The organism is Pseudomonas sp. S04 (assembly GCF_009834545.1).
Taxonomy (GTDB): Bacteria; Pseudomonadota; Gammaproteobacteria; order Pseudomonadales; family Pseudomonadaceae; genus Aquipseudomonas.
The window spans coordinates 4,453,850-4,471,187 of sequence record NZ_CP019427.1; the positions used below are offsets into that span (position 1 = coordinate 4,453,850).

19 protein-coding genes are annotated in these 17,338 nt (G+C 62.2%); 9 read left to right on the forward strand and 10 right to left on the reverse strand.

Going from position 1 to position 17,338, the window contains the following annotated elements; genetic code table 11:
- Positions 1-91 precede the first annotated feature (91 nt).
- Entirely contained in the window at positions 92-1,168 is a 1,077-nt protein-coding gene (locus PspS04_RS19650) for a 3-deoxy-7-phosphoheptulonate synthase (RefSeq protein ID WP_159997303.1), read from the forward strand.
- Between the two features lie 61 nt (positions 1,169-1,229).
- Here the strand turns inward: PspS04_RS19650 and PspS04_RS19655 are convergent, their stop codons facing one another.
- Entirely contained in the window at positions 1,230-1,511 is a 282-nt protein-coding gene (locus PspS04_RS19655) for a GNAT family N-acetyltransferase (protein ID WP_093422070.1), read from the reverse strand.
- Positions 1,512-2,145: 634 nt separating this feature from the next.
- On the opposite strand from PspS04_RS19655, the gene oprI reads away from it, so the two are divergent.
- A complete protein-coding gene (gene oprI, locus PspS04_RS19660; RefSeq protein WP_003172710.1) occupies positions 2,146-2,397 on the forward strand; it encodes an outer membrane lipoprotei OprI in 252 nt (83 codons plus the stop codon).
- A gap of 122 nt (positions 2,398-2,519) precedes the next feature.
- On the opposite strand, the gene PspS04_RS19665 is transcribed toward oprI, so the two are convergent.
- From PspS04_RS19665 to PspS04_RS19675, 3 genes are all read right to left on the reverse strand, one after another.
- The gene (locus PspS04_RS19665) at positions 2,520-3,488 is read right to left on the reverse strand and encodes a L,D-transpeptidase family protein (RefSeq protein WP_159997305.1); all 969 of its coding nucleotides are present in this window, start codon (positions 3,486-3,488) and stop codon (positions 2,520-2,522) included.
- A gap of 100 nt (positions 3,489-3,588) precedes the next feature.
- A complete protein-coding gene (locus PspS04_RS19670; RefSeq protein ID WP_027620143.1) occupies positions 3,589-3,882 on the reverse strand; it encodes a hypothetical protein in 294 nt (97 codons plus the stop codon).
- Positions 3,883-3,940: 58 nt separating this feature from the next.
- Positions 3,941-4,546: an arylesterase gene (locus tag PspS04_RS19675; RefSeq protein ID WP_095168096.1), complete on the reverse strand. Its 606-nt coding sequence runs from the start codon at positions 4,544-4,546 to the stop codon at positions 3,941-3,943.
- A 10-nt stretch (positions 4,547-4,556) separates the two neighbouring features.
- Between PspS04_RS19675 and PspS04_RS19680 the strand changes: the two genes are divergently transcribed.
- Genes PspS04_RS19680 through greB form a run of 3 tightly spaced genes read left to right on the forward strand, consistent with a single transcriptional unit; the run spans position 4,557 to position 8,276 of the window.
- Positions 4,557-5,240 carry an ABC transporter ATP-binding protein gene (locus PspS04_RS19680; protein WP_095168095.1) on the forward strand — a complete coding sequence of 228 codons (684 nt, stop codon included), beginning with the start codon at positions 4,557-4,559 and terminating at the stop codon, positions 5,238-5,240.
- Complete coding sequence (locus PspS04_RS19685) at positions 5,240-7,744, forward strand: ABC transporter permease (RefSeq protein WP_159997307.1); 2,505 nt, start codon at positions 5,240-5,242, stop codon at positions 7,742-7,744. The genes PspS04_RS19680 and PspS04_RS19685 overlap by 1 nt, the downstream gene beginning before the upstream one ends.
- Before the next feature lie 34 nt (positions 7,745-7,778).
- Positions 7,779-8,276, forward strand: coding sequence for a transcription elongation factor GreB (gene greB, locus PspS04_RS19690; protein ID WP_095168093.1), 498 nt, complete (start codon positions 7,779-7,781; stop codon positions 8,274-8,276).
- A gap of 3 nt (positions 8,277-8,279) precedes the next feature.
- Here greB and PspS04_RS19695 read toward each other — a convergent pair whose 3' ends face one another.
- The 3 genes from PspS04_RS19695 to PspS04_RS19705 all read right to left on the reverse strand — a co-directional run bounded on the left by PspS04_RS19695 (position 8,280) and on the right by PspS04_RS19705 (position 10,793).
- Positions 8,280-8,588 carry a hypothetical protein gene (locus PspS04_RS19695; protein WP_095168092.1) on the reverse strand — a complete coding sequence of 103 codons (309 nt, stop codon included), beginning with the start codon at positions 8,586-8,588 and terminating at the stop codon, positions 8,280-8,282.
- Between the two features lie 245 nt (positions 8,589-8,833).
- Positions 8,834-9,268 (reverse strand): DoxX family protein, encoded by a 435-nt coding sequence (locus tag PspS04_RS19700; protein WP_095168090.1) that lies wholly within the window; start codon positions 9,266-9,268, stop codon positions 8,834-8,836.
- 103 nt (positions 9,269-9,371) lie between these two features.
- A complete protein-coding gene (locus PspS04_RS19705; RefSeq protein ID WP_159997309.1) occupies positions 9,372-10,793 on the reverse strand; it encodes a transglycosylase SLT domain-containing protein in 1,422 nt (473 codons plus the stop codon).
- A gap of 233 nt (positions 10,794-11,026) precedes the next feature.
- Here PspS04_RS19705 and PspS04_RS19710 point away from each other — a divergent pair, with 233 nt between their 5' ends.
- The 3 genes from PspS04_RS19710 to PspS04_RS19720 all read left to right on the forward strand — a co-directional run bounded on the left by PspS04_RS19710 (position 11,027) and on the right by PspS04_RS19720 (position 13,939).
- Positions 11,027-11,848 (forward strand): TatD family hydrolase, encoded by an 822-nt coding sequence (locus PspS04_RS19710; RefSeq protein ID WP_159997311.1) that lies wholly within the window; start codon positions 11,027-11,029, stop codon positions 11,846-11,848.
- 137 nt (positions 11,849-11,985) lie between these two features.
- The gene (locus PspS04_RS19715) at positions 11,986-13,467 is read left to right on the forward strand and encodes a methyl-accepting chemotaxis protein (RefSeq protein ID WP_159997313.1); all 1,482 of its coding nucleotides are present in this window, start codon (positions 11,986-11,988) and stop codon (positions 13,465-13,467) included.
- Between the two features lie 109 nt (positions 13,468-13,576).
- Positions 13,577-13,939, forward strand: a complete 363-nt coding sequence (locus PspS04_RS19720) for a terminase (protein WP_159997314.1) — start codon at positions 13,577-13,579, stop codon at positions 13,937-13,939.
- A 2-nt stretch (positions 13,940-13,941) separates the two neighbouring features.
- Here the strand turns inward: PspS04_RS19720 and PspS04_RS19725 are convergent, their stop codons facing one another.
- The 3 genes from PspS04_RS19725 to PspS04_RS19735 all read right to left on the reverse strand — a co-directional run bounded on the left by PspS04_RS19725 (position 13,942) and on the right by PspS04_RS19735 (position 16,078).
- Positions 13,942-14,739, reverse strand: coding sequence for an acyl-CoA thioesterase (locus PspS04_RS19725; RefSeq protein ID WP_159997316.1), 798 nt, complete (start codon positions 14,737-14,739; stop codon positions 13,942-13,944).
- A 204-nt stretch (positions 14,740-14,943) separates the two neighbouring features.
- A complete protein-coding gene (locus PspS04_RS19730; RefSeq protein ID WP_159997318.1) occupies positions 14,944-15,711 on the reverse strand; it encodes a CHAD domain-containing protein in 768 nt (255 codons plus the stop codon).
- An 88-nt stretch (positions 15,712-15,799) separates the two neighbouring features.
- The gene (locus PspS04_RS19735) at positions 15,800-16,078 is read right to left on the reverse strand and encodes a hypothetical protein (RefSeq protein ID WP_095168077.1); all 279 of its coding nucleotides are present in this window, start codon (positions 16,076-16,078) and stop codon (positions 15,800-15,802) included.
- A 213-nt stretch (positions 16,079-16,291) separates the two neighbouring features.
- Between PspS04_RS19735 and PspS04_RS19740 the strand changes: the two genes are divergently transcribed.
- Positions 16,292-17,329 carry a patatin-like phospholipase family protein gene (locus tag PspS04_RS19740; protein WP_095168076.1) on the forward strand — a complete coding sequence of 346 codons (1,038 nt, stop codon included), beginning with the start codon at positions 16,292-16,294 and terminating at the stop codon, positions 17,327-17,329.
- Positions 17,330-17,338 lie beyond the last annotated feature (9 nt).

Consider the following 17,338-nt stretch of genomic DNA (forward strand, 5'->3'; position numbering starts at 1 on the left):
AGGTTCGGCTCCCCGCTGCGCTTAAATCATGCTGTGCTCCGCCGCGCGGGGATCGCTGGCGGCCGGCACCCGTGACCTGACGAGTAACACGATGGCTGATTTACCGATCAATGACCTAAACGTCGCCTCCAACGAGACGCTGATCACTCCTGACCAGCTCAAGCGTGATATCCCCCTGAGCGCCGCTGCCCTGCAGACCGTGACCAAGGGCCGCGAAGTGATTCGCAATATCCTGGATGGCACCGACCACCGCCTGTTCGTCGTAATCGGGCCCTGCTCGATCCACGACCTCAAGGCCGCACACGAATACGCCGAGCGCCTCAAGGTCCTCGCCGCAGAAGTGTCCGACACCCTGTATCTGGTCATGCGGGTCTATTTCGAGAAGCCACGTACCACCGTCGGCTGGAAAGGCCTGATCAACGATCCGTACCTGGACGACTCCTTCAAGATCCAGGATGGCCTGCACATTGGTCGCCAGTTGCTGCTGGACCTGGCCGAGATGGGCCTGCCGACCGCGACCGAAGCACTTGACCCGATCTCCCCGCAGTACCTGCAGGACCTGATCAGTTGGTCGGCAATCGGCGCGCGCACCACCGAATCCCAGACCCACCGGGAAATGGCCTCCGGCCTGTCCTCGGCGGTTGGCTTCAAGAATGGCACCGACGGCGGCCTGACCGTTGCCATCAACGCCCTGCAGTCGGTTTCCAGCCCACACCGTTTCCTGGGGATCAACCAGGAAGGTGGCGTATCGATCGTCACCACCAAGGGCAATGCCTACGGTCACGTGGTCCTGCGCGGTGGCAACGGCAAGCCGAACTACGATTCGGTCAGTGTGGCGTTGTGCGAGCAGGCGCTGAACAAGGCCAAAATCAAGCCAAACATCATGGTCGACTGCAGCCACGCCAACTCCAACAAGGATCCGGCCCTGCAACCGCTGGTGATGGAGAACGTCGCCAACCAGATTCTGGAAGGCAACCAGTCGATCATCGGCCTGATGGTCGAAAGCCATTTGAACTGGGGTTGCCAGGCGATTCCCAAAGACCTGGCCGACCTGCAATACGGCGTGTCGATCACCGACGCCTGCATCGACTGGTCTGCGACCGAAACCACCTTGCGCAGCATGCATGCCAAGCTCAAGGATGTGCTGCCTAAACGCGAGCGCACCTGACCCGCATTCAGCGCACACAAAAACGCCGGGCTTAGCCCGGCGTTTTTATTGGTAACCCTGATCAGAGCTTGGCGGCATGCCGCTGATGACGTTCCATGTAGCGCTCCACGTAGGAGCACGAGGGGATGACGGTGTAACCCATCTGCTCCGCGTACTCGAGCGCCTGCTCGGTCAACGCGGCGGCAATACCACGGCCACGCAGCGCGTTGGGTACGAACGTGCGATAGATATCCAGGGTCTGCTTACCCAGGTCCATATAGGTCAGGTAGGCACGATGACCGTCCACATTGGTCTCGAATTGATGACCAGCCTGGTCATGGTGGATGGACAACGCCTCGCTCATCACTACTCCTCGCGGGTCTTTGACTGACCCCTACCTTACCGATGTTTTTCCGGCGAAGGAACCTCTACGCCACCCCGTGCCTGTCGGACACCGAGAAAAACCCGTCCTGATCCCACGCAACCTGGCACGTATCAAATAGTAGGCACCAAAGGCACAAATGCTCAAGGCGCGCTCGTCTCGATGTCGCGGGCGTGGGTTCGGCACGGGTCACGTCGAGGCGGTTCGACCGACGCTCTGGAGCGGCCGATCACCTGAACATTGCCGGATATTGAGACTTAAGACGTGCGCCAGTAGTTAAAGTCACTGCCTACATGCAAAAGTGACGTGAAACGACGCACAATTCCTCAACATAAGTGTAGACGAATCTATATAAAGGGACTTTAGGCGATACTGCGAAACAGCCATCAGGGTGCCACTGGCTTTCAAGCAGCGCGCTCAGGACGGGCTTCGCGGTTGCATACTTTTTATACAGTGCGATTAAAAGTTGCTCGAAAAAGAATCAGCGCCTACAATTTTTTTTGCTTCTTGCTATACGTCAGTTTACTTACTAAAAGTAATGGGTAGTATGTACGCCGGCTGTTTCCTCACTCTGGGGTGACAGCTAATTAATAGAAAGTCCTTGAAGGGGAACACGATGAACAACGTTCTGAAATTCTCTGCTCTGGCTCTGGCCGCAGTTCTGGCTACCGGTTGCAGCAGCGTATCGAAAGAAACCGAAGCACGTCTGACTGCTACTGAAGACGCAGCAGCTCGCTCCCAAGCTCGTGCAGACGAAGCTTACCGTAAAGCTGATGAAGCTCTGGCTGCTGCTCAAAAAGCACAACAGACTGCTGACGAAGCTAACGAGCGTGCTCTGCGCATGCTGGAAAAAGCTAGCCGCAAGTAATAGTCCTTCGGGATTGTTATCAAGCCGACCCATTTTTTGGGTCGGCTTTTTTATTGCCCGCAGTTTCTGCCGGCCATAAAAAACCCGCCGGGGCTGACGTCCCGGCGGGTCTTGTGGAGCGCTTACTGCAGTTCTAGCGGCGTGCTCGACACCAGCGGGGCACCCGTGCCCGGCACTGCGATTTCCACCGGCAGGCCATCTTCGGCCGCGACCACGTCACGCACCACGTCCCAGTTCATGCGCATGTTGCTGGTGATGTCCTCACGCTTGAGCATGGCGTTGATCACTGCGGTGTGCTTGTCGACCACCGACGGGTTGCCCTTGTCATCGATTGGCGTATGCGCCTCCAGATAGACCTTGCCCCCGCTCATGCCGAACTTGTACGGGTCGTTGAGGATGCGCACCGAGGTACCCACCGGCACCATGCTGGCCATTTCCAGCACGTTGTTGTTGAACATGCGGAAGCAGCCGTGGCTGGTGCGCATGCCGATGCCGAACTTCTTGTTCGAACCATGGATCAGGTAACCCGGCGTGCCCAGGGTGAACTTGAAAGGTCCCAGCGGGTTGTCCGGACCGGCCGGCACGACATTCGGCAACGGGTCGCCATCGGCGGCGTGCTCAGCCTTGATCGACGCGGGAGGGGTCCAGGTCGGGTTGGGGGTCTTGGCGACGATGCTGGTGTGGGCAATCGGCGAACCCCAGCCTTCCCGGCCGATCCCCAGGGGGAAGGTGTAGACCACGTTGCGGCCTTTAGGGAAGTAGTACAGGCGGTACTCGGCCAGGTTGATCACGATGCCTTCACGCGGGCCCGGAGGCAGGATGAAACGCGTTGGCAGGATGATCTCGGTGCCCGCGCCCGGCAGCCAGGGATCGACACCCGGGTTGGCCGCGACCATTTCCGAATAACCCAGGTCATAGGTGGTGCCCAGGTCGGCGAAGGTATCTTCGTACTTGGCCTTGATCACTTGCACCTGGCCGACGATATCTTCGCCCGGCGGCGGCAAGGGCAGCTCCAACGCTGCAACGGGACCGGCCACGCACAGGGCGGCAAGAGACAGGCAGCGGGCGACGGCAGGAAAGCGCGACAACATCCGGAAAATCCTTTGCATGATCGACAGAGGGGGTAAAACCGCGATTGTACACCGCAGTCTGCGGATTCGGGGAACCGGGCGACGGTCGCCGCGCCGCAGGTTACAACTCGAAACGCAACTCCGGCCAGATCGGCGAAGTACCGCGCTTCTGCGACTCCAGGATCGCTCGGCACAACGAGCACAGACGCTGGTCCTGGAATACCCGGCGATCGACGCTGGACCAGCGCGGTTGCGCCGGCAGCAACGTACCGCACAGGGTACGGTCGGCCGAGCCGCCCAACTCCAGTTGACGCGTCACCAGATGCACCCGGACTTCCTGGCAGGCGAACAGATCCAACTGCTCGTCAGGCTCGATCAGTTGGTAGGCAAACAGGGACCAGGCAGGACGCGGCATCGGGGGCTCCAGATCAGGGGGGCGCCACATTAGCCGAAAGCCTGCCGCTAGAAAAGCATCAAAGCAGGGGTTTTAGCGTTGGCCAGACATTTTCCAGCAACTTGCCCTGTGCCGCGCCGGCCGGGTGAATGCCATCGGCCTGCATCAGCTCGGGCTTGCCGCCAATTCCCTCGAGAAAAAACGGCACCAGCGCGACCTTTTTTTCCGTCGCCAGATTGCTGTAGACCTGGGCAAAGGCCTGGGTATAGCGCACACCATAATTAGGCGGCAACTGCATGCCCAGCAACAGCACCTTGGCGCCACTGCCCCGGGACTGGTCGATCATCGAGGCAAGATTTTGTTGCAATTGCGTGGGCAGCTGTCCGCGCAGGCCGTCATTGCCCCCCAGCTCCAGCACCACCAGCGCCGGCTTATGGGCTGCAAGCAGCGCTGGCAGCCGCGCCTGGCCACCTGCACTGGTGTCGCCACTGATGGACGCGTTGACCACCGTAGCGGTGAAACCTTCGTCCTTGAGCCGCTGCTCCAGCAGCGATACCCACCCCTGCCGGGTATCCAGGCCGAAAGCCGCGCTGATACTATCGCCAACGATCAGGACAGTACCCGCCGCTGCGTTCTGGGCCATGCACATCAAGGCCAGGCCAGCACTCAAAAACCACACACGCATCGGACTCTCCATGGGCGCAAACATTCTCACTGCGCGGAACCTTAGCAAAGTGGTTCCCAGCGCGGAAGGTGAACTGACCATCCTGCACCAACTCAGCCTGGAACTGAACAAGGGCGACAGCCTGGCCATCGTCGGCAGTTCCGGTTCCGGCAAGTCCACCCTGCTCGGCCTGCTCGCCGGCCTCGACTTGCCCAGCAGCGGCGAAGTCACCCTGGCCGGCCAGGCCTTGAGCCAACTGGATGAAGACCAGCGTGCACGCGTCCGCGCCGAGCATGTGGGGTTCGTGTTCCAGTCGTTCCAATTGCTGGACAGCCTCAACGCCCTGGAAAACGTGATGCTGCCGCTGGAACTCGATGGTCGCAAGGATGCCCGCGAACGTGCCACCGAACTGCTGCGCCGGGTTGGCCTGGGCAAGCGCCTGAGTCATTCGCCGCGCCAGCTTTCCGGTGGCGAGCAGCAGCGCGTGGCGATCGCCCGGGCATTTGCCGCCGAACCCGATGTGCTGTTTGCCGATGAACCCACCGGCAACCTCGATACTCATACCGGCGAGCACATCAGCGACCTGCTGTTCGAACTGAACAAGGAAAGCGGCACCACCCTGGTGCTGGTCACCCACGATGAGCGCCTGGCCCATCGCTGTCACCGCCTGATCCGCCTTGAAGCCGGCCTGTTGGTCGCCCCCCTGGAGCCTTGATGGCACGTTTGCCGCTGTTGCGCCTGTTCAGCCTGGCCATTCGTCAATTGCTGCGCGATGCCCGCGCCGGCGAACTGCGGGTGCTGTTCTTCGCCTTGCTGGTGGCCGTGGCCGCCAGCACCGCCATCGGCTATTTCGGCGCGCGCCTGAATGGCGCAATGCTGTTGCGCGCCACCGAATTCCTCGGTGCCGACCTGCTGCTCGAAGGCAGCTCGCCCGCCCGTCCCGAGCAGATCCAGAGCGGCAAGGACCTGGGCCTGCAACACGCCCAGGTGGTGGAGTTTTCCAGTGTCATCGCCACCGACCAGGGCATCCAGCTGTCGAGCATCAAGGCCGCCGACGGGGTCTACCCGCTGCGCGGCCAGCTGAAAAGCGCGCCCGCGCCGTTTGCCCCGGAAGAAGCCGGCGGCAGCCCGCAACCGGGTGAAGCCTGGGTCGAGGCACGGCTGCTGACCGCGCTGGACCTGAAGATCGGCGACAACATCGACGTCGGCATGAAGACCCTGCGCCTGAGCCGCGTCCTGACCTATGAGCCGGACCGCGCCGGCAACTTCTACAGCCTCACGCCGCGGGTGATGATCAACCTCGCCGACCTGACGGCCACCGGCGTGGTGCAGCCCGGCAGCCGGGTCAGCTACCGCGAGCTCTGGCGCGGCGACGCCACCGCCCTGGCCACCTACCGCGAGCAACTCCAGCCCGGCCTGGCGGCGAACCAGCGCCTGCAGGATGCCCGCGACGGCAATCGACAGATCGGTGGCGCGCTGGGCAAGGCGGAACGCTACCTGAACATGGCGAGCCTGGTGGCGGTGCTGCTGTCCGGGGTCGCGGTGGCGCTGTCGGCAACCCGCTTTGCCACCCGCCGTTTCGACGCCAGTGCCTTGTTGCGCTGCCTGGGGTTGTCCCGTCGGGAAACCCTGGTGCTGTTCAGCCTGCAACTGACGGTGCTGGGGTTGCTCGCCAGTATCAGCGGCGCCCTCATCGGCTGGTTCGCCCAACTGGGGTTGTTCGCCCTGCTCGGCGACTTGCTGCCCACCGACGTACCACCCGGCGGCCTGCTACCGGCCATTGCCGGGATCGGCACCGGGCTGGTAGCGCTGGCCGGCTTTGCCCTGCCACCGCTCGCCGCCCTCGGCCGAGTGCCCCCCCTGCGGGTGTTGCGACGCGACATGCTGCCCATCCCGTCAAGCACCTGGATGGTCTATGGCGCCGCCCTGGGCGCGCTTGGCCTGATCATGTGGCGCCTGAGCCTGGACCTGGTGCTGACCTTCGCCCTGCTCGGTGGTGGCGTACTGGCCGCGCTGGTGCTCGGCGGCTTGTTGCTGCTGGTGCTCAAGAGCCTGCGCCGCCTGCTGGCCCGGGCATCCCTGCCCTGGCGCCTGGGCCTGGGGCAATTGCTGCGTCATCCGCTGGCGGCAGCCGGGCAGTCCCTGGCTTTTGGCCTGATCCTGTTGTCGATGGCGTTGATCGCCCTGCTGCGTGGCGAGTTGCTCGACACCTGGCAGAACCAGCTACCCAAAAATGCGCCAAACTATTTCGCCCTGAACATCCTGCCGGCCGACAAACAGGCATTTACCGATCGCCTGATCGAACTCTCCGCCCAATCCGCGCCGCTGTACCCGGTGGTGCCAGGACGCCTGATAAGCATCAATGGTGAGCCGGTGCAGGCGATTGTCAGCAAGGACTCCCAGGGTGATCGGGCGATCCAGCGCGACCTCAGCCTGACCTGGGCGGCGCAACTACCGCCGGGCAACAGCATTACCGCCGGCAATTGGTGGTCAGCCCAGCCGTCCGACGACATCCCCGGGGTCTCGGTCGAGGGCAAGGTTGCCGAGAGCCTGAAGCTCAAGCTCGGTGACCACATGGTGTTCACCGTTGGCGGGGTCAACCGCGAAGCCCGGGTCACCAGCCTGCGCGACATCAACTGGGACAACTTCCAGCCAAACTTCTTCATGATCTTCCAGCCCGGCACCCTGCAGGACCTGCCCGCGACCTACCTGACCAGTTTCTACCTGGCCGCCGGTCACGACCAACAGATCATCGACCTGTCGCGCGCCTTTCCGGCGGTGACCATCTTGCAAGTCGAGGCCCTGTTGGCACAGCTACGCAGCATCCTGGGCCAGGTCACCCTGGCGGTCGAGTACGTGCTGTTGTTCGTCCTGGCGGCGGGTATGGCCGTGCTGTTTTCCGGATTGCAGGCGACCCTCGATGAACGCATTCGTCAAGGCGCCTTGCTGCGTGCGCTGGGGGCCGAACGGCAACTGCTGGTCAAGGCCCGGCGGATCGAGTTCGGCTTGCTGGGTGCGGTCAGCGGCCTGCTGGCGGCCATTGGTTGCGAACTGGTGAGCTTGGTGTTGTACCGCTACGCCTTCGACCTGGCCTGGCATCCCCACCCGTGGCTGCTGTTGCTGCCGGTGATCGGTGCATTGCTGGTCGGCGGTGCCGGGGTCTTTGGTACGCGCCGGGCATTGAACGCCAGCCCACTGACAGTCCTGCGCGAGGGTTGATAGACTCGATGCTTTCCCAGCACAAGACATTGTCATGAGCCGCTATCGCCCTCCCCGTCCTGCCGGCACCGCCCTCATCACTCCCGAGGGCGAGGCGCGGATGCGTGCCGAGTTCCACGAACTCTGGCACGTGCGCCGCCCCCAGGTGACCCAGTCCGTCAGCGAAGCCGCCGCCCAGGGCGACCGCTCGGAAAACGCCGAGTACACCTATGGCAAAAAAATGCTGCGCGAGATCGACAGCCGGGTAAGGTTTCTCACCAAGCGCCTGGAAGCGCTCAAGGTGGTCAGCGAAAAACCCAGCGACCCGAACAAGGTCTACTTCGGCGCCTGGGTGACCATCGAGGATGAACAGGGCAAAACGTCGCGCTACCGCATCGTCGGCCCGGATGAACTGGACCTCAAGCAAGGCCTGATCAGCATCGACTCACCGCTGGCGCGGGCCTTGATCGGTAAAGCGCTGGATGCCGAGGTACGGGTACAAACCCCGGACGGCGAGCAGTTCGTGTACATCACGGCCATTGACTACCCCTGAAGGCTAGCGTCGGGCGATCAGCCCCTGGCGGGCGACACGGGTCAGTTGCCTGATCATTTCACCCGCTTCTTCGGCGCTGGGGGACTGGATAACGGCCAGATCAAAGCTGTCACTGGCAAAACGCGCCAACGACTCGCCGTCTTCGACAAACTGGATCAGGAACGCTGCCGGGCCACCGTTGCGACGCGGCCAGCCATCCAGATAACGCAGCAGCGTCGGCTGGTGATTACCGCCCAGGAGGATTTTCGGGTTGCGTTGGGTCAGGTGAGCCGTGATCGGCGCGGGGCGTACAGAGGGGTGCAGTGCATTCATCTTGTCGTGTCTCAGCCTCAAAAATCTGCATGGCAGGTGAGAGGCAACACCGAACCAGCGCTTTAGCGGTACTTCAAAGCCTGGTCCAGGCTTCTATCGGCAACTGAATGAGTCACCTGGCGCCCCGCAAGTAGCTGTTTAAATCGGCGCATGGCAGCATCCTAGAGAAGCTGACGGGACAGTGTCAAGAATCCGCAGCAACAAAAAGGCCCGCGTATGCGGGCCTTAGTCGTGAGCCAGAGCACTCAACCGGCGATGGCGCGATCCACCGACAGCTTGCCGGCACCTTCGAACAAGACTGCGATGCTACCGCCGAGCAATGCCAGGGCAAATTCGTAGCCGTTGTTGGCCATGAACAGGCCGTTGCTGATGTGCACCGAAAAAATCGCTACCAGCGAGAGGAAGGTCAGGCCCAGGGCGGCCGGACGCACCAGCAAGCCAATGATCAGCGCCAGACCGCCGAAGAACTCGGTACCGCCAGCCAGGATCGCCATCAACTGCCCCGGTGCCAGGCCCAGGCTTTCCATGTACTGCGCGGTCCCCGCAAGGCCATAGCCGCCAAACATGCCGAACAGTTTCTGCGCACCGTGGGCGGCGAAGATCACGCCGACGCAGATCCGCAAGACCGTCAGGCCGTAGCCGGCGCGGGTGAAAAGTACCTTGTTGATCAGTGTGCTCATGCTCTGTCATCCATAGTGAGTGTGTGTTGGTTGGCCGCTATATTAATCGGTAAACCTCATGTTAAAAGCGCAAAAAACCCAGATTAACAATCAGTTTAGTCGATCATTTTCGACCGACAACTTTTTGCCCCGGGGCCTCCAGCGCCTCCCGCTCCCGGTCATAGGCCAAGTAGTACTTGTTCACACTGTTAACATAGCTGACAGGACCCATCCCTACCTGCTCCATGGCAATGCGCTCGACCTGGAAGAACCACTGGTTAGGGTTCAGCCCACGGCGCCGCGCCTCGGCACGCATGCCCTGGACCCGCTCCGGGCCGATGTTGTAGGCGGCGAGAATGAACGCCATGCGCTCGCGCTCATTGAGCTTGGGGCTGGCGAAAAACTTGCGCCGGATCAGCGCCAGGTATCGCGCACCGGCCTGCACATTGCTGTCCAGGGACTGAATGTTATTGACCCCGACCCGCTGCGCCGCCGAGGGCGTGATCTGCATCAATCCGGTCGGCCCGCTGCCGCTTCGAGCGCTAGGCTCCAGCGACGATTCCTTGAACGCCAGGGCCGCCAGGTTCAGCCAGTCCAGGCCTTGTTCGCTGGCATGTTTCTGCAGCACGGTGCGCACTTTCTCAAGGCGTTGCCGGTCGTTGCGGGCCAGCGGGTTGCGTACCTGGTACAGGCGCCGATAAATCCGCAGGAACGCCACATCCTGGTCGGAGGGGGCTTTGTAGGTGGTGAGAAAACGGTCAATGCTGGCCCGCAGCATCGAGGCATCACGATGCACGAACCAGAACTCTTCCCCCGGCTCGCTGATCAGCACCTGCCGGTCGAAACGCAATTTGGGCAGGATCTTGCCCCAGCGCTCGGCAATGGGTTGCTCGACAATGGTCAGGTGAAAAATCCCGCCCTGGACCATTTCCAGCACATCCTCCACGGCGAGGCTGGGGTCTACCCATTCGATCTTCACCGGCGGCAACTTGTGCAGCGCGAGTTTCTGGTTGATCTGGTTGATCGCCTCCCCGGCGGCACTGCCGGTGGGCAGCGCCAGGGTTTTGCCCGACAGCTGTTCAAGCCGGGTGTAGCGCCGCTCACCCTTGATCCCTACCAGCAATAACGGCACGTTGCTGACAATCGGCTCGCTGGCGCTGACCGCCCGCACTGCCTGGGCGTCAAGCAGCTCGCCTGGGGCCACCAGGTCGCCTTCGCCGCGTTGCAGCGCACCGAGCAATTGGTCCTTGGCCTTGGGAATGATCTTCAGGGAAATTTCCTGGCCATCGCGGGCATGGCCATTGAGGTATTGCTCGAAAGCGCGCAGGCGATGGTATTCCATGCCGATGTTCTGGCCCTGGACTTGCGCGGAGCTGTTGCGGCTCTGATTGACCAGGACCCGCAGCACCCGACTGCTGCGGATTTGCGCCAGGTCGCGGACCTTGCCCGTCTGCACGGCCTCCACGGGCCCGGCCAAGCGCGCCAGTGCCGGCAAAGGCACGAGCAACGACAGGCACAGCAGGAATAAAACCGGGAGTCGCGTCATCCGTTCTCCGGAAAGAATACTGTCCCGCCGCACAACAAGAGGCGCAGCAGGTCGACAGAAACAGAGCGCCTGAAGCGCTGGCAACGAGCGAAAGAGCGGGCTGCGAGCCTGATAAAATCAGTCGAAGTGCTCCTTCGGCATCAAAAGACAGCGTTAACTCATTGTAGTTCTTGGCTTTTCTTATAAATCTTGAGCTCTGGTATGCTTTCCGGCCGCATCCCCAGGGTAGCACCATGCAACTCATCGATATCGGCGTCAACCTGACCAACCCCAGTTTCGCCGACAAACACCAGGCGGTGCTGGACCGCGCCTATGCCGCAGGAGTCTGCCAACTGGTGCTGACCGGCACTAGCGTGGAGGGCAGCGAACAGGCCCTGGAACTGTGCCAACAACTGGATGAAAGCGGCGAGCGCCTGTTCTGTACCGCCGGTATTCACCCACACTCGGCCAGCGACTGGAATGCCGACAGCGCGCGGCGCCTGCACAGTTTGCTGAAAGAGCCGAACGTGCGGGCTGTCGGCGAATGCGGGCTGGATTTCAATCGCGACTTCTCACCGCGCCCACAGCAGGAAAAGGTCCTGGAAGAACACCTGGCCCTGGCGGTCGAGTTGCAATTGCCAGTGTTCCTCCATGAGCGAGACGCCAGCCAGCGCCTGCTGGAGATCCTGCGCGACTTCCGCGACCAGTTGCCGGCCGCCGTGGTGCACTGCTTCACCGGGGAAAAAAAGGCGCTGTTCAGTTACCTCGACCTGGACCTGCACATTGGCATTACCGGCTGGATCTGTGACGAGCGCCGTGGCACCCATCTGCACCCGCTGGTGCGCGAGATTGCCCGCGGCCGCCTGATGCTCGAGAGCGATGCGCCCTATCTGCTGCCTCGCAGCCTGCGGCCAAAACCGAAAAACGGGCGCAACGAACCGGCCTACTTGCCCGAGGTACTACGCGAAGTGGCCCTGCATCGGGGCGAGAGCCTGGAAGACCTGGCGGCCCACAGCACTGCCTGTGCCCGGGCGTTTTTCGGCTTGCCGAGCGTCGCGTTTTGCGCCAATCCGTAGGAGCAAGGCTGGCCCGCGATAGCATCTGAAGAGCCCTGCCCCACTACGACTTGACCCACATCAACACCGGACCTCCTCGATAGCGGCACAATGATGGCACCTTGCCAATGCTGTTTCCGCTATCAGAGAAGACCTCCATGGGTGCCTGGCTTAGCAATATCTCGCTGAAATACAAGTTCTGGGCGGTCAATGCCGTCGCCTTCGTGACCACCCTGCTGCTGGTGCTGTATGCCGTGCAACTGGAACAACAGGCGCGCAGCGAGGCTGCCCGGCAGGCGGCTGGCGCTCAAGCGCAATTGCTGCGTGCCTGGCCCGCTGCCCAGCCGTTGCCCGCCAACGACGCGCTGCTGAGCTTCAGGCCAGGGCAAACTCCCACGCTCGACGAGCGGCCGTTACCGCAATTGAACAACGCCAACGGCTGGGTCTCGATCAATGCCATGCCGTTGTTCGGCAACCACCTGCTGATCGGTGCCGAGGTCCTGTCCCGGGCCAATGGCGAACGCACTGCCGTCCTGGCCTATGGCCCGAGCCTGACCCAGGTATTTGCCGAACGCTTCGTCAACTACGCGGCAGCGGTGTTGATCCTGATGCTGGCGATGCTTGGCGCCTCGCAATTGTTGATCCGCTTTCTGCTCAGCCAGCTCAACACCCTCAAGGATGTGATGCTGCATGTCGAGAAAACCGGTGACCTATCGGCCCGTGTGCCGCTGTCCTGCGCCGATGAAGTGGGCCAGATGGCCAGTGCGTTCAATGCCATGCAGGCCGGCTACCAACGCGTGGTCAATACCGTGGCCCAGACCGCGCAGCAACTGGATGTCGGGGCGGCGCGCCTGGCCAACAGCATGAGTGACGTGCGCCAGGGCATGCTCGGCCAGCAAAGTGAAACCGATCAGGCGGCCACCGCGATCAATCAGATGTCCGCCACGGTCTACCACATCGCCCAGCACGCCGGCGCAACGCGGGACCTGTCGCAAACCGCCGACGACCTGGCAGGCAGCGGCCAGGAGGTGGTCAGTCGCGTGCAACACTCCATCGCCGGGCTGTCCACCGGTGTGCAGCAGACCGCCGGGATGATCCAGCGCCTGGCCGAAGACAGCCAGAAGATCAACGGCGTGGTCGGGGTGATCCACAGCATCGCCGAGCAAACCAACCTGCTCGCCCTCAATGCCGCCATCGAAGCAGCCCGCGCCGGTGAGATGGGCCGAGGGTTTGCCGTGGTCGCCGATGAAGTGCGCAACCTGGCCAAGCGGGTCCAGGCCTCGACCGATGAAATCACGCGCATGGTCTCGGCCCTGCAAGCGGGCACTCGCGATGCCGTGGACTTCATGCAGGAGAGCTCCTTCAAGGCCGACGACTGCGTGCAGCAGGCGCAGGAGGCGGGCAGTGCCCTGGCCAAAATCACCAGCGCCGTGGCGCAGATGCGTGAAAGCAACACGCAGATAGCCGTCGCCGCCCAGCAGCAAAGCCAGGTGGCAGAAGAGATGAATCGAGCGGTGGTGAGCATCCGCGACGTCACCGAGAACACTGTGGCACAGACCCTGGACTCGGCCACCACCAGCGATGAGCTGGCAAAACTGGCCGGCGAACTGAACCAGGCCATCGGCCAACTCAAGCTTTAGGCACTATCACGCAGCGGCTATCACCTCGATAGCCAACCTTGATTCGCCGCATGCCAGGACCCGACCTATTCTTCAATCATGTGTTGTACACGGATCGAGGAGTACCTTCATGGGCAAACGTCACCCCAACCTTCCCGCCTGGCAATGGCGGGCGTACCCGAATAATCACCAGCACCCGACCAACCTGGTGCTGCACCTGATTGCCGTGCCGCTGTTCATCCTGGGCTTTTTGCTGATTGTCTGCGGGGTGTTCAGCCTGAGCCTGGCCAATATCGCCATTGGCATCATCGGCTTGCTGGCCGCGTTGGGCTTGCAGCGCCACGGTCACAGCCTGGAAGCCCAAGCGGCCGAACCCTTTACTGATCGCAAGGATGCCGTCTCGCGGCTGCTGGTCGAGCAGTTCCTGACCTTCCCGCGTTATGTCTTGAGCGGCGGCTGGTGGCGCGCCTGGCGCGAACGTCACCGCCGCTGAAGTCAGGCGAAGATCGTCACCGTCTGGCGGCTCAGGGCAATCAATTGGCCCTCGGGGCTCCACAAGGCGGCAGCGGCATGGCCGTAGCCGTCACGGGCGTGTTCAATCTGCACATGGTACTTGCACCAGTCCAGGGTGCTCAGGGCCAGCAATGGTTGGACGAACTCGATGGTCCAGGTCAGGGTACTGCCGGCCGCTGGCTTGTTCAGGTGCGGCAGCAAGGCCGGGGGCCAGGCATCCACCAGCGCCAGGATGTGCGCTTCGCTCACCGCCTCGGCATTGGCTTCGTCGCGCAAACGCACCCAGCCGCCCATGTCGCGCGACTTGTTACCGGTGAAGGGCAAGCCGCCGATGCTCCAGCGCATCGCCAGGTGACGCATGAACTCTGGCGTCACGCCCTTGATATAAGGCAGCTCCTGGCACTCGTCCCAATGCTTCATCGTTGGCGCTGGCGCGGCCAGCACCTCGACCTCGGAAGCCCGCGAGGCGCCGAAGCTGCCCTGGACCAGTGTCACCACCTGACCGTTCTGCACCGCTCGACCGAGTACCTGGCTGACCGCCTTGCCTTCGCGCAGCACCTCGACCTCGAAACGGATCGGCACACCGGGCTCGGCCGGGCCGACAAAGGTGATCGCCAGCGAGCGCACCGGGCGCTCTGCCGGGACCCTGGCGCGCATGGCTTCGTACTGCAAGGCGGCGACCAGCCCACCAAAACTGGCGCGACCCTGCGCCCATTGCGCCGGAATGACCAGCTCATCAGGGGAACGGCGCACGGCGTCGAGTAATTCGCTAAAGCGCATGGCAACCTCAAGACAGGGAAAAGGACAGCAGGATCTTAACCAGCCCAAGCGCTCTATACAGCACCTATTCCGGCCAAAGTGCCGGACAGATAGGCCGCCCATCAACGGCCGCAGGACGTTCATTCGAGTTGACAATACCGCAGGGGGGCGCGGCGCAACCCAACGCAGCCTGCGCCAGCGGCTACAAAAACACCGGCGCTGGATTCAGGACTTGAAGCAGGCGGCGCTGAGTTTGTCGAGCACTTGATCGGCACGCGCCTCAGCCTTGCTCATGGTCTGTTGCCAGACCGCTACGCAGGGCAACAGATCGGATTCGTGCTCGGCCCTGGCCAGCCATTGCCAGCAATCGTGCCAGTCGCCCAGCGCAGCCTGCGCTGCCTTGAGCCGTGGCATGGCGGCCTTGGGTAAACGATCCAGTTCCGGGTAGGCTTCGATGGCGTAGCGCACGCGCTTGATCAACAAGCGCAGGCGGTGACGGTCATGGGCCGGATCGTGCAGGGTCGTGTCCAGGCTATGCCACTGCTTGGCCAGGCGCTTCTCGATGCGTGCACGCAGGCGCTTGAGCAGCCCTTGGCGCTGGGAGGCGCGCAAGAACCGTGGAAAGGCATCGAGGACCATCAATAACTGCGCCAACTGGGGACTGTCGGCCACCGCCGGGTAGGCTTGGGCCATCTGCCGCATGCGTCGCTCGGCCGCAGTGGCTTGCCCGTGGTCGAGTAGATAGGCCGCCAACACTTCGCGGTCACGCAACGGGGTGGTCAAGGTGCCTACGCCCGCCGCAGACGCTTCCAGTTGCTCGACGCCGGGTAAGCCACGCAAGGGCCGCAACAGGCTGCGTAACCGGCGCACGGTGGTGCGCAAGTCATGCAATGCCTCCGGGTCGGTGTTGGCACTCAAGCGTGCCTGGCAAGCCAGCAAACGCACATGCAGGCCCAACACTTGAGCCACCAATCGATCCACCAACGCAGACATCCCGTTCTCCCCAGTCAACCCAGTCATCTTCACCAGTCTACGCTAGGCGCAATAGCGGCTGCCGGTATTGCGCCAGGTCATGGATGGCTTATCGACCGGCGCGGGATTCGCGGATATAGAAGCGCGCCTTCTCGGCCTTGTTGGCGCAGCCTTCGAAGGCTTCGAATTGTTGCTGGGTCTTGGCCCCGGTCAACAGCGACAGGGCCTTGGAGTAACTCACGGTGCCGGCAAATCCTTCGGCCTTGGCCAGGTCCAGTTCTTTCCATGCGGAATCCAGTTGGCTAGCGCAACTATCGCGGTACGCCGTCTTGCCCGCGCAACCGGCCAGGACCAACGCAATCAATGGCAGACAGATCCATGCTTTCATCAATGACACCTCAAGGTAGAAATACAATCGTGCAGGGTAAGACGGTCAACGCGGGTAAAAGTGCCTTGGCCCATCGCTGGAAACTATAGCGTCGGCGAGAATACCCATGCGCCGTCATCCAGTGTCGAAAAAACGACTGCTTGTGTCTGTGTGATTGAAGCACGCCCCTGAAAGGGTGCATTGTTAAAACCTGTTTGGCGAAGGATCAAGTACATGAAGAAGCGTGTCGCGCTGGTGCTCGGCTCCGGTGGCGCCCGGGGCTATGCCCATATCGGGGTCATCGAGGAAATTGAACGACGAGGCTACGACATCTCCTGCATCGCCGGTTGCTCCATGGGAGCAGTGGTGGGTGGTATCTACGCCGCGGGCAAACTCAACGAATACCGTGACTGGATCGAAAGCCTGGATTACCTCGATGTGTTGCGCCTGGTAGACGTGAGTTTTCGCCTGGGGGCCATACGCGGCGAAAAAGTCTTCGGGCAGATCCGCAAGATCGTCGGTGAGATCAATATCGAAGAGCTGCGCATTCCCTACACGGCCGTGGCTACCGACCTGACCAACCAGCAGGAAATCTGGTTTCAGGAAGGTTGTCTGCACCAGGCCATGCGTGCCTCGGCGGCCATTCCGAGCCTGTTCACCCCGGTGATGCAGGGCAATCGCATGCTGGTGGACGGTGGCTTGCTCAACCCGCTGCCGATCGTCCCCGTGGTCTCCAGCCACTGCGACCTGATCATCGCGGTCAACCTCAACTCCACCAACCAGAAGCACTATCAGTTGCCGGTGATCCAACGCCCCGCCGCGTTCAAAAGCCGCTTCGACAGCCTGATCAACTCCCTCGGCTCGCACCTGCCGTTCCGCCGCAAGCAGGCCGAACAATTGCTCCTGCTGGAGCAGGAAGCGTTGCGCAGCGAAGCCGCCGAGATCAACCCCTGGCTCGAAGGTGCCGAACCCGAAGCGCAGCAGCCCGCAGCCGCCCCCGAAACTGAAGGGGCACCCAAGTCGGCGACCGGCTCGTTCATCATCGACAACGTCGGCCCTGCCTCCCTGCTCGACCTGATCAACCAGAGTTTCGAGGTCATGCAAACCTCCCTGGCGCAGTACAAGATTGCCGGTTATCCACCGGACATCCTGATCAACGTGCCAAAGCGCGTCTGCCGGTTCTTCGAGTTCTACAAGGCCCCGGAACTGATCGCCCTGGGCCGCGAGATTGCCCGCGACACCCTGGACCGCTACGAGAGTGAGCGCGATTGAGTATCCGCT

Bases quoted from the DNA above. Each gene is read 5' to 3' on its own strand.
- PspS04_RS19665 (WP_159997305.1), bottom strand. From the start codon at position 3,488: ATGTTGTCGCGCTTTCCTGCCGTCGCCCGCTGCCTGTCTCTTGCCGCC.
- PspS04_RS19740 (WP_095168076.1), top strand. From the start codon at position 16,292: ATGAAGAAGCGTGTCGCGCTGGTGCTCGGCTCCGGTGGCGCCCGGGGC.
- PspS04_RS19675 (WP_095168096.1), bottom strand. From the start codon at position 4,546: ATGCGTGTGTGGTTTTTGAGTGCTGGCCTGGCCTTGATGTGCATGGCC.
- PspS04_RS19650 (WP_159997303.1), top strand. From the start codon at position 92: ATGGCTGATTTACCGATCAATGACCTAAACGTCGCCTCCAACGAGACG.
- greB (WP_095168093.1), top strand. From the start codon at position 7,779: ATGAGCCGCTATCGCCCTCCCCGTCCTGCCGGCACCGCCCTCATCACT.
- PspS04_RS19715 (WP_159997313.1), top strand. From the start codon at position 11,986: ATGGGTGCCTGGCTTAGCAATATCTCGCTGAAATACAAGTTCTGGGCG.
- PspS04_RS19680 (WP_095168095.1), top strand. From the start codon at position 4,557: ATGGGCGCAAACATTCTCACTGCGCGGAACCTTAGCAAAGTGGTTCCC.
- oprI (WP_003172710.1), top strand. From the start codon at position 2,146: ATGAACAACGTTCTGAAATTCTCTGCTCTGGCTCTGGCCGCAGTTCTG.
- PspS04_RS19655 (WP_093422070.1), bottom strand. From the start codon at position 1,511: ATGAGCGAGGCGTTGTCCATCCACCATGACCAGGCTGGTCATCAATTC.
- PspS04_RS19735 (WP_095168077.1), bottom strand. From the start codon at position 16,078: ATGAAAGCATGGATCTGTCTGCCATTGATTGCGTTGGTCCTGGCCGGT.
- PspS04_RS19725 (WP_159997316.1), bottom strand. From the start codon at position 14,739: ATGCGCTTTAGCGAATTACTCGACGCCGTGCGCCGTTCCCCTGATGAG.
- PspS04_RS19720 (WP_159997314.1), top strand. From the start codon at position 13,577: ATGGGCAAACGTCACCCCAACCTTCCCGCCTGGCAATGGCGGGCGTAC.
- PspS04_RS19700 (WP_095168090.1), bottom strand. From the start codon at position 9,268: ATGAGCACACTGATCAACAAGGTACTTTTCACCCGCGCCGGCTACGGC.
- PspS04_RS19710 (WP_159997311.1), top strand. From the start codon at position 11,027: ATGCAACTCATCGATATCGGCGTCAACCTGACCAACCCCAGTTTCGCC.
- PspS04_RS19730 (WP_159997318.1), bottom strand. From the start codon at position 15,711: ATGTCTGCGTTGGTGGATCGATTGGTGGCTCAAGTGTTGGGCCTGCAT.
- PspS04_RS19670 (WP_027620143.1), bottom strand. From the start codon at position 3,882: ATGCCGCGTCCTGCCTGGTCCCTGTTTGCCTACCAACTGATCGAGCCT.
- PspS04_RS19685 (WP_159997307.1), top strand. From the start codon at position 5,240: ATGGCACGTTTGCCGCTGTTGCGCCTGTTCAGCCTGGCCATTCGTCAA.
- PspS04_RS19705 (WP_159997309.1), bottom strand. From the start codon at position 10,793: ATGACGCGACTCCCGGTTTTATTCCTGCTGTGCCTGTCGTTGCTCGTG.
- PspS04_RS19695 (WP_095168092.1), bottom strand. From the start codon at position 8,588: ATGAATGCACTGCACCCCTCTGTACGCCCCGCGCCGATCACGGCTCAC.